10 protein-coding genes are annotated in these 10,360 nt (G+C 68.3%); 8 read left to right on the plus strand and 2 right to left on the minus strand.

Annotation, left to right across the window (positions count from 1 at the left end):
* Positions 1 to 409: 409 nt before the first annotated feature.
* The gene (locus AB0F72_RS41810; RefSeq protein WP_360444775.1) at positions 410 to 964 is read right to left on the minus strand and encodes a PepSY domain-containing protein; all 555 of its coding nucleotides are present in this window, start codon (positions 962 to 964) and stop codon (positions 410 to 412) included.
* 187 nt (positions 965 to 1,151) lie between these two features.
* On the opposite strand from AB0F72_RS41810, the gene AB0F72_RS41815 reads away from it, so the two are divergent.
* Genes AB0F72_RS41815 through AB0F72_RS41835 form a run of 5 tightly spaced genes read left to right on the plus strand, consistent with a single transcriptional unit; the run spans position 1,152 to position 7,373 of the window.
* Complete coding sequence (locus AB0F72_RS41815) at positions 1,152 to 3,404, plus strand: EAL domain-containing protein (protein ID WP_360444778.1); 2,253 nt, start codon at positions 1,152 to 1,154, stop codon at positions 3,402 to 3,404.
* Between the two features lie 21 nt (positions 3,405 to 3,425).
* Entirely contained in the window at positions 3,426 to 4,868 is a 1,443-nt protein-coding gene (locus AB0F72_RS41820) for a sulfatase (RefSeq protein ID WP_360444781.1), read from the plus strand.
* A 37-nt stretch (positions 4,869 to 4,905) separates the two neighbouring features.
* The gene (locus AB0F72_RS41825; RefSeq protein ID WP_360444784.1) at positions 4,906 to 5,550 is read left to right on the plus strand and encodes a TetR family transcriptional regulator; all 645 of its coding nucleotides are present in this window, start codon (positions 4,906 to 4,908) and stop codon (positions 5,548 to 5,550) included.
* The gene (locus tag AB0F72_RS41830) at positions 5,540 to 7,153 is read left to right on the plus strand and encodes an acyl-CoA dehydrogenase family protein (RefSeq protein WP_360444787.1); all 1,614 of its coding nucleotides are present in this window, start codon (positions 5,540 to 5,542) and stop codon (positions 7,151 to 7,153) included. The genes AB0F72_RS41825 and AB0F72_RS41830 overlap by 11 nt, the downstream gene beginning before the upstream one ends.
* A 31-nt stretch (positions 7,154 to 7,184) precedes the next feature.
* On the plus strand, positions 7,185 to 7,373 hold the full coding sequence (locus tag AB0F72_RS41835) for a hypothetical protein (protein WP_360444790.1): 189 nt from the start codon (positions 7,185 to 7,187) through the stop codon (positions 7,371 to 7,373).
* A 114-nt stretch (positions 7,374 to 7,487) separates the two neighbouring features.
* Here AB0F72_RS41835 and AB0F72_RS41840 read toward each other — a convergent pair whose 3' ends face one another.
* Positions 7,488 to 7,895, minus strand: coding sequence for a hypothetical protein (locus tag AB0F72_RS41840; protein ID WP_360444793.1), 408 nt, complete (start codon positions 7,893 to 7,895; stop codon positions 7,488 to 7,490).
* 486 nt (positions 7,896 to 8,381) lie between these two features.
* On the opposite strand from AB0F72_RS41840, the gene AB0F72_RS41845 reads away from it, so the two are divergent.
* The 3 genes from AB0F72_RS41845 to AB0F72_RS41855 all read left to right on the plus strand — a co-directional run bounded on the left by AB0F72_RS41845 (position 8,382) and on the right by AB0F72_RS41855 (position 10,186).
* On the plus strand, positions 8,382 to 8,852 hold the full coding sequence (locus AB0F72_RS41845; protein WP_360444796.1) for a nuclear transport factor 2 family protein: 471 nt from the start codon (positions 8,382 to 8,384) through the stop codon (positions 8,850 to 8,852).
* A gap of 44 nt (positions 8,853 to 8,896) precedes the next feature.
* Positions 8,897 to 9,433 carry a TetR/AcrR family transcriptional regulator gene (locus AB0F72_RS41850; protein ID WP_360444799.1) on the plus strand — a complete coding sequence of 179 codons (537 nt, stop codon included), beginning with the start codon at positions 8,897 to 8,899 and terminating at the stop codon, positions 9,431 to 9,433.
* 579 nt (positions 9,434 to 10,012) lie between these two features.
* Positions 10,013 to 10,186: a hypothetical protein gene (locus AB0F72_RS41855; RefSeq protein ID WP_360444802.1), complete on the plus strand. Its 174-nt coding sequence runs from the start codon at positions 10,013 to 10,015 to the stop codon at positions 10,184 to 10,186.
* Positions 10,187 to 10,360 lie beyond the last annotated feature (174 nt).

Raw genomic sequence — 10,360 nt, forward strand, 5'->3', positions numbered from 1 at the left:
GCATGAGAACTCCCGCTCAAGCCCTCAACGCGCTACTCTCAGCACCGCTACCAGCACAAACAGACTGTGTTGCAACCACCGATTGAATCCGCCCGGCACTTGACCTGCCTGAACTACGGCCGGGCCGGGCGGGGGCCGGGCGAGCCGTAGCCCACGCAGGTAACAAGCCATGATCACCACGCTCACCTACGGCCGGGCTCGGCGAGCCGTAGCCGGGGCAGGTATCCGGGTCGTTTTTCCTGCGCTGGCTACGGCTCGCGTGTCCAAGCCGTAGCTCAAACAGGTATCGGCGCCATGATCACCGCGCTCACCTACGGCCGGGCTCGGCGAGCCGTAGGCCAAACAGGTAACGGCGGCACTTGACCTGTCTGAGCTACGGCTCGGCGCGGGGTCACGCTTCGCGGAAACCTCAGTCCTTGTCGTCGTCAGCGTCGTCCGCATCATCGGCGTCGTCGCCAGCGTCATCGGCGTCGTCGGCACCGTCGGCGTCGTCGGCACCGTCGGCGTCGTCGGCACCCTCCGCGTCGTCCTTCTCGGCGTCGTTGCGCAGGATCTCGCCCGTCGCGGCGTCGATCTCGAGCTCGTGCTCGACCGCCCCGGCCGTGACCTCGACGTCCCAGACCTGGCGGCCGTTCTCCGTCTCCCGCTCCACGTCGTCGTCGACCGTGCCGCCCGCGACCGCCGCAAGGGCGATCTCCCGCGCCCGAGCCTCGGTGATCCCGGAGCCCGACGACGCGCTGCCCGACGACGCGCCGGCGGACGTCCCGGAGCCCGTGGACGCGCCGGCCGACGACGCGCTGCCGGACGGCGCGCTCCCGGACGACGGGACGCTGGAGGGCACGCCGGAAGAAGAAGCCGGCCCGGACGGGCTCGGGGTCTCCATCGCCATCGCGGTGCCGGCGATACCCAGGGCGGCGAGCGTGCCCGCCGCGAACACCACGCCGGCCTTCGTCTTCGTGATCATCAGAGATGCCTTCCGTCTAGAGGTACGTTCACGATCGCCGGACGACGGCTATGGGCGCGCTGCGTGATCGCTAAGACGCGGATAAGAAGCCACCACAGGACCCGGATGAGAAACCACCACAGGACGCGGCCGAGAAACCACCACGGCAAACGCTTGGAATCGCAAAGGCCGGACCGATCTACTCCACGTGCGCCCCTTCGACAGTCTCCGGCGGGATCCCGTCCTGCTCACGCTGATCGGGATCACCCTGATCGGAAGTGCGCTGTTCTTCGTCTTCTCCGGGAACCCGGACCTGCAGACGCAGATCTACTGGGGTGTCCAGCTGCCGCTGGACGCGGCCCTGGCGCTCGGCGGCTGGAAACTGCGCAGCCTCGCCCACCAGCGGTACCGCCGGTTCTGGACGATCATCGGCTTCGCCGGGGCGTCGTTCACCGTCGGTGACACGTACCAGTTCCTGTACACCCTCTTCGGGGCCGGCGCGCCGTCGATGGCCGGCGGCTACGTGCAGACCGTGTTCTTCGCGATCGGCATGAGCAGCAACGTGGTCGCCTGCCTGATCTTCCCGCAGGGCCTGCGGACCAGCCGGGAGAAGTTCGTCTTCTGGCTGGACGCCACCACCGTGCTCGTCGGCGGCGGCGTGGTGGCCTGGTGCTTCGCGTTCAACCCGATCGCCAGCGTGCACGTCGACCGGGTCAACGCCAGCGTCACCGCCGCGCTCGTGCTGGTGGCGACGTTCTCCGCGACGAAGGTCGCGCTCATCAAGAATCCGCCGATGGCGCGCATCGCCGCCTGGCCGATGGTCAGCGCCGCGATGATCCAGGGCGTCAGCACGTTCCTGCCCGGCGATTTTCAGAGCACCGATCATGCGTACGTCTTCGTGATCCGCCTGCTGCCGTCGGTGTGCATCGCCGTCGGACCGTGGATCCAGGTCGTCCTGATCCGCATCGGCGCCGTGCAGGATCAGCCGAAGCGGCGACCCTACAGCCTTCTCCCGTACGGGATGATCGCCGTCACGTTCGTGGTGTTCTTCCTGATGCTGCCCGACACGGCGTCCTCGCAGCTGATCGGCGCGACGATCGGCGTCGTGGTGATCACCTGCCTGGTCGCGGGACGCCAGCTCGTCGCGTTCCACGACAACATCGCGCTGATCGAGCGGCTGGACGAGGCCAACTCCGTCGACGCGCTCACCCTGCTGGCGAACCGCACCCACTTCAGCGACGAGATCCCGCGCCTGCTGACCCGCGAGTCGTCGATGCTGCACATCGACCTCGACGACTTCAAGGAGATCAACGACACGATGGGCCATGCGGCCGGCGACACCCTGCTGATCGTGGTCGCCGACCGGCTGCGCGCCGCGGTGCGCCCCGGCGACCTGGTGTCCCGGCAGGGCGGCGACGAGTTCGCGATCCTGCTGCCCGGCGCCGGACCGGACGACGCCGCGCTGATCGCCGAGGAGATCCTGCGCCGGCTCGCCGAGCCGCTGGAGATCCAGCAGCACACCGTGGTCACCCGGGCCAGCGTCGGCATCGCGCCGGCCCGGCCCGGCGACGAGCCGTCCGCGCTGCTCAGCATGGCCGACATCGCGATGTACGAGGCGAAGCGCCGTGGCAAGGGCATGTGGGTGCACTACACCGAGGACATGGGCGCGCGGGTCAGCGCCGAGGCGGTCCTGATCCGGCAGATGGCGCAGGCCATCGAAAACGAGGAGTTCGCGCTGCTCTACCAGCCGATCGTGCGCCTCTCCGACGAGCGGATCACCGGCGTGGAGTCGCTGATCCGCTGGCACCACCCGGTCCGCGGGCTGGTGTCGCCGGTCGAGTTCATCCCGGTCGCCGAGCGCACCGGGCAGATCGTGGCGATCGGGCTGTGGGCGCTGCGCACGGCGTGCCGGCAGGGCGCGGCGTGGCGGCGCGAGCACCCGGAGGCCGTGCACATGTCGGTCGGCGTCAACGTGGCCGGCCGCCAGCTGCGCACGCCCGGGTTCGTCGCCGACGTGGCAGCGGTGCTCGCCGAGACCGGTCTGCCCGCCGCGAACCTCACGATCGAGGTCACCGAGACGGCGGTGCTCGACGACGAGGAGTCGAACGAGGCGATGATCGGCCTGCGGGCGCTCGGCGTGCAGCTGGCCCTGGACGACTTCGGCACCGCCGCGTCGTCGCTCGGCCTGTTGCTCACCTGCCCGGTGACCACGCTGAAGCTGGACCGCTCGTTCGTCGAGTCGATCACCACGGTGGGCCGGCAGTCGGCGGTCGCGACAGCGGTCAGCCAGATGGCGAACGCCCTGGACTTCTCGTCGGTGGCCGAGGGCATCGAGACGGTGGAACAGCGCGACCTGATCAAGAACCTCGGTTATCAGTACGGGCAGGGCTACCTCTACTCCCGTCCGGTGCCGGCCGACCAGATCGTGGAGATGTGGGCCGCCGCCCGGCTGGTGGGGTGAATTTGTACCCTGGGCGGCACCATGATCCCCCTTGCTCCGGTGCTCGCGCTGATGGCCGCCGCCCTCGCCCCGCCCCTGCCCACCCCCGTCGCCGACCGGCCGAACATCGTGTTCGTGCTGGTCGACGACCTGTCGATGAACCTCGTGCCGTACATGCCGAACGTGCTGGAGCTGCAACGGGACGGGACGTCGTTCACGAACTACACGGTCACCGACTCGCTGTGCTGCCCGTCGCGGGCGTCGATCCTGACCGGGCAGTACCCGCACAACACCGGCATCGTGAAGAACCACGGGTCGGACGGGGGTTTCCTGCTGTTCCGCAGCCGGGGCGAGGAGAAGTCGACGCTCGCCACGGATCTGCGGTCGGCCGGGTACCGGACGGCCTTCCTCGGGAAGTACCTCAACGAGTACCTGCCGGAGAGCGGATACGTGCCGCCGGGGTGGGACGAGTGGGTGGCGGGCGGGAACGCCTACGACAACGTCAACTACACGTTGAACGAGAACGGCACGGTCAAGCGGTACGGCAGTGACCCGTCGGACTACTTGACGGATGTGTTGTCGATGAAGGCGCAGAATTTCATCAAGACGCGGAATCTCAACAAGACGCAAGGGTTGATCACGTCAACTCAACATGAGCCGTTCTTCATCGAGATATCAACGTACACACCACACCTGCCGTATCCGCCGGCTCCGCGCGACGCCCAGTCGTTCCCCGGATTGATCGCGCCGCGCGGTGACGCGTACGGGAAGGTCCCGAAGAACGCGCCCGCCTGGCTCGCGCCGCACTCCCCTCTCACCGCCGCGCAGATCGCGCACATGGATCGCGGGTTCCGCAAGCGCGTCCAGTCGGTCCAGGCTGTCGACCGGATGCTCGGCGACCTGCGCGCCACGCTCGACGAGGCCGGGATCGCGGAGAACACCGTTGTCGTGTTCAGCTCGGACAACGGCTATCACATGGGTGAGTACCGGTTGAATCCCGGAAAGCAGACCGCCTTCGACGTCGACGTGAACGTGCCGCTCGTCGCCGCCGGCGCCGGGGTGCGCCGCGGGCAGGTGGTCGACGCCCTGGTGGAGAACATCGATCTGCGGCCGACCTTCGCCGACCTGGCCGGCGTACGACCGCAGGAGGAGGTCGACGGGCGCAGCGTGCGGCGGTTGCTCGGCGGGCTCGTGCCGATGCAGTGGCGGACCGGGGCGCTCATCGAGCACAGCGACCCGGCGACCGACCCGGCCGACCCGGACTATCAGAGCGAGTCGGAGAACGTCCCGCCGTCGTACGACGCGCTGCGGACCGCCGACTTCACCTGGGTGGAGTACGTCGACGGGAGCCGGGAGTACTACCACCGGCGTACCGACCCGCACCAGCTGCTCAACCTGGCGGACGGCTTGGACCCGGAACGCGTCACCGAGCTGCACGACCAGCTGCACCGGCTCGCCACCTGCGCGGGCTCGTCCTGCAAGTGATTGCCGCGATGAACTGAACCGTGGTTCAATCCTTGTCATGGCGTACCGGCAGACCGCCTTGACCAGGAAGAACGCGTCCGACAAGCGGGAGTCCCTGCTACGGGCCGCGCGGAACCTCGTGGCCGCCGGCGGATTCTCGGCCGCCACCGTGGCGGCGATCGCGGCCGAGGGGCGGGCGAGCGTCGGATCCGTGTACTCGTACTTCGACGGCCGCGACGGGCTGCTCGCCGAGGTGTTCCGCAGCGCCGCCGGGCATGAGCTCGACGTCGTCCGGCAGGCGGCCGCCGATCGCGGGCAGCCGGCCGCCGAGCGGCTCGGCGCGCTGATCCGGGTGTTCAGCGGACGCGCGCTGCAGGGCCGCCGGATGGCGTGGGCGCTGCTGTTCGAGCCGGTCAGCCCGGCCGTCGAGGAGGAGCGGCTGACCTACCGGCGGGCGTACACGGAAATCGTCGAGCAGATCGTGCGGGACGGCCTGGACCGCGGCGAGTTCGTCGCCGAGGATCCCCGGCTCGCCGCGTCGGCCGTGATGGGGGCGATCTCCGAAGCCCTCGTCGGGTCACTGCGGCCGTCGCCGGACCCGGCCGATCCGGCCGTCATCGACGGCATTCAGCGCTTCTGTTTCCGGGCTCTGGGTTTCCGGGCATCGGGTTTCTCCGGTATGGGAGCCAGTCATGACTCATGAGGTCGTCAACCAGGCTCCGCCGCGCGCCGGGCTCAACGAATACCTGATCAACCCGGCGCTGACCGAGGCGGTGGAACGCTACGACGCGCAGTGGGCTTCAGCGCAGCTCAGCGACGTCGGCGCGCTCGTCGGCGAGGCCGGCTTCCAGCACGACGCGGAGCTCGCCAACACCCACCCGCCGGTCTTCGCCGGCCACGACCGCTGGGGCAACCGGGTCGACGCCGTCGAGTTCCACCCCGCCTACCACCGGATCATCGGAGCGGCGATCGAGCACGGCGCGCACACCAGCTGCTGGTCCGCGCCGAAGCCCGGCGCGCACGTCGCCCGGGCCGCCACGTTCATGCTGTTCGCGCAGGTGGAGCCCGGTCACGCCTGCCCGGTGAGCATGACCCACGCCGTCGTACCCTCGCTGCGGTTCACGCCCGAGCTGGCCGAGCAATGGCTCCCGAAGGTGTATTCGCGGGTCTACGACCCGCACCTTCAGGACCCCGCGGTGAAGACCTCGGCGATCTTCGGCATGGCCATGACCGAGAAACAGGGCGGTTCCGATGTACGGGCCAACAGCACCCGCGCCGATGATGCCGGTGACGGAACGTGGCGCCTGACCGGGCACAAGTGGTTCTGCTCGGCGCCGCAGTCCGACGCCTTCCTGGTGCTCGCACAGGCGCCCGGCGGCCTCTCCTGCTTCCTCGTGCCACGGGTGCTGCCCGGCGGCGCGCGCAACGTCTTCCGGATCCAGCGGCTCAAGGACAAGCTCGGCAACAAGTCCAACGCCTCGTCCGAGATCGAACTCGACGGCACGACCGGCTGGCTCCTCGGCGACGAGGGCCGCGGCGTGCGCACAATCATCGAGATGGTCGCGCAGACCCGGCTCGACTGCGTGCTCGGCAGCGCCGCCGGGATGCGCCAGGCCGTCGCCGAGGCCGCCTGGCACGTGCGGCACCGCAGCGCGTTCGGCGCCCTGCTCGTCGACCAGCCGGCGATGACCGCGGTGATCGCCGACCTGCAGCTGGAGGCGGAGGCCGCCACGTGGACGGCGCTGCGCCTGGCCGCCGCGTACGACGACCCGTCCGCCGTCGCGTTCCGCCGCCTGGCCACCGCCGTCGCCAAGTACTGGGTGTGCAAGCGAGGGCCGAACCACGCGTACGAGGCGCTGGAATGTCTCGGCGGGAACGGGTACACGGAGAGTTTCCCGCTCGCCCGCCGCTACCGGGAGCAGCCGGTGATGGCGGTCTGGGAGGGCTCCGGGAACGTGATCGCGCTGGACGTGCTGCGGGCCATGGCACGCGAGCCCGAGTCGGTGGACGCGGTGGACCGGGAACTGGCGTCGGCGCTCGGGGTGCACGCCGCCTACGACGCCCACGTCGCGGCCACCCGCCGGCTGATCCGGCAGGTCGCGGCTGATCCGTCGTCGGCCGGTGGTCAGGCGCGGCGGGTGGTGGAGGCGCTGGCGCTCGGGTTGCAGGCGGCGGTGCTGATCCGGGAGGCCCCGGCCGCGGTGGCGGACGGCTTCGTGGCGGCCCGGCTGGGGGCGGATCGGAGTCTGGAGTACGGGGCGCTCGGCGCGGGCGTGGACCTGGCGGGGATCGTCGCCCGCGCCTGAGCTATGAGACCCCTTGCCAGCATGAACACTCGTGTCTGAGATGTCCGATGCTCCGGGTCCGCCCAGACAACGAGGCCGACTCATCATCAACGGCTGGCTCGGCGAGGTCCAGGGTCTCCAAACCAGCCTCACCAAGGCCCAGGAGAAGCTCGCCAGCCTGGACCGCAGCAGCTCCACAGGCAGCCCCGTCACCCTCGGCATGCCGATCATCACCGGATAGCCGCGATCGGCAGACAGGACCAAGCACCCAGGGTGACGTTCGATCCTCCGGCGGGCATCCGGATCCGATGAGCGCACGTCCCATGGACGGAGCATGAGTTCAATATCAGGACGTTCACGCGTCTAACGCGGATTCCTCGGCCGCGACGAAGGCGAAGGGGGCTCCCAAATTGAAGGACAGCTCAACCGACAGCTCGCGGACTGGGTGTTCGAGTAGCGGTCGCGTGCCGACTGTGATCGCGACGCGCACGGTCTCGTCCACGTCGATCGCGTGCTCTCGCTGTGGCGGGCTGGCGTGTTCATCAGTGACGACCTCGAGGTTCGCCTTCACGTGCAGCAGCGCGTCACCAGCGAGCCGCCACCGAAAATTGGTACGCACCCGGTACCAGGGCCGCTGGTACTCGCACCAACCAGAACCGTCCGGCCGGAACACGATCAGCTCGTCCTCCATGACCGAATGGAAGCCGTGATCAACTGCCCACAGGCCAAGCAGCTCAGCAGGACCTACCGCGGCATCGTTCACCGGAGGATCTTAAGGCTGTACGCCTTCTGCAGTCGCCCGGTGCGTCGCTCGGCTGTATCGGCAGGCACACAAGGATGCCCTGGGCGATCGAGCGGAATGGGATCGCGTCCGAGCTTTGGTGAAGGCAGGACTGTTCGTCCTGGCCTGAGCGAGCCGACGCGCCCGCCGGAGACCTGAGTTCACCGACTGGCCCACGCCGCCGTCCAGCGAGATCACGCTACCTGCGGCAGATCGGCCAAGTCGTTCGCCTGACATGCACGGCGTTGGCTAGTGCCGTGACCACGAACGTTTGAGGTGCTGGGGTCAGGTGATTTGGCTCGCGACAAACGACACCGGAGGTTCGGTCTCGACACGTGGTGGCCAGGTTGCCCTGACCGTCCCGGACGCAGAGCAGGGATGGGCGTCATTAGACAACCGCACCGGGCGCGATCCTTCTCACCAGACCAGTTATAGGTCGACCACTAACTTGATCGCTATGGTGGGTGCATGACCGAGACGACCGAGAACCGCTCCCCGGCACAGCACGCGGTGGCCGACCACCTGCGGCTTCTGACCGCCGGCAGGCTGGACGCCTGGGCTGAGCTGTACACCGCCGACGCCACGTTCACGTTTCCGTTCGCGCCAGCCGGGATGGCCTCCGAACTGCATGGGCGCGAAGCCCTCATCACGCACATGCGGAACTTCGTAGCCACCTTCGACGTGCAGGCCGTGAATCTGCGCTACATCGCGACTACGAGCCCGCAGATCGCGGTGGCGTTGTGGACGCTGGACGGGACGGCGACACCCACCGGGAAGCATTTTCACCAGGACTGCTTCGGGATCGTGCAGACCGACGCCGACGGGCTGATCACTCGATACGACGACTACTGGAACCCTCTGGCCGCCGTTGAAGCGCTGACAACCAGCGACCCCGAGGCAACCGGAACCGTGGGTGTAGCCGGCTCTTTCGGTAGCTGAACCGAGCGAACCGGCGGTCCAGGTGCCGTGGATAGGCTGACACCATGCCTGCCGCCGGGACGACTACGAAGAGCGATGAACGCCGTCAGCACGTTGTGGACGCGGCGGTGAGCTGTTTCGCGCGGAGAGGCTTTTACGGTACGACCACGAACGAGATCGCCGAGCGCGCCGGCATCTCGCAGCCCTACCTCTACCGGCTCTTCGCCAACAAGCAGGCGATCTTCGCTGCTGCCGTCACGCACGTCGGCGGCCTGCTGACCGAAACGCTCACCGCCGCCAAGACCGCCGACAACACGATGAGCCCGCCGCAAGCACTGCGAGCCGCGTACAGCACGCTCATCACCGACGGTGACGTCCTGCGCTTCCTCATGCACGCCAACTGTGCCACCGACGAACCGGTCATTCGCGATGCGGTCCGCACGTGTTATGCCCAGCAGGTAACGATCGTCCGCGAGCTGTTGGACGGTGACGACGAGGCGGTCCGGCAGTGGTTTGCCGCCGGCATGCTCGACAACGTCGTCACCATGCTCGACCTCGCCGACGTAGCCGAACCCTGGGCCGCCACGCTCATCGACGCCTAGCCATAGCGTCAGACCATCTTCATCGGGTCCGTGGTGCCGACATTCGCGGACGCGAAATCCGCCAGTGATCAAGCGGTGTCAAAAGTGATGTTCAAACGGTGTCCGAAGGCCTGGAGATAATCAGTCAGGCCGCTCGAGCGGCGGATTGGCCCCATCGGCGTTGTTTTTCGCTGCGGATGCGGGCACGTTCGCGGCGTTGGCAGGCGGTCGAGATGGCCCGGCCACCGCTGTCAGCGACTCCGGTGGGACCGCAGCTGACGCGCGCGAATTCCTGGACCATAACGAATGGGAGGTCGCTCTCGGGCTTCTTGCCGACCTGTACGACGGGTGGCGGCCGCCGGCGCAGTGGTGGGGCCTGCTCATCGAGGCAGCTGAACTGATGTGGCTTGCTGAGACCGCGACTTGGTGCCGCTGGGGGCGTCGGGAGAGCAACCACGGGATCATCCGTGCCGAGTTGCGGTTGTTCCGCCGTCGGAAGGCGGCAGGGCCACCGCGATCCCGAGCCCCGGCGTTCTGCGTCCTCTCTGGGACATTGGGCAACAAACCGCGGAAGGACGGCCCGATCTTCGAGTGGCGCGCATGTGGGTGGAACATTCGCCGCAGTTGGATCCGGGTGCCCAAGGTACCGTCCGCCTGGCGCCATTGGCACCATTCGGCTGGCGCAGCCTGCAACCAGGCCAGTCGATCACCATCCACGAGGGCACGCCCGTGGTAGGTACTGGCACCATCGTCGAAGTGGTCGCGCCGGTCTGACAGCGTTGAGCACCCGCATCGGATCGACGCTGGCGTACTAAATCTGGTGACCGCGTTCGCCGCCGCGCACGATCGGCGGCAGATGAGGACGTTCGAGATGTTGATCGTCCAGCAGCCGGAAATCGCTGTGATCATGGGGCTGTCACCGCGATGTCCCGACGCTGGCTGATCAAC

Source organism: Actinoplanes sp. NPDC023936, assembly GCF_040639325.1.
Lineage (GTDB): Bacteria > Actinomycetota > Actinomycetes > Mycobacteriales > Micromonosporaceae > Actinoplanes.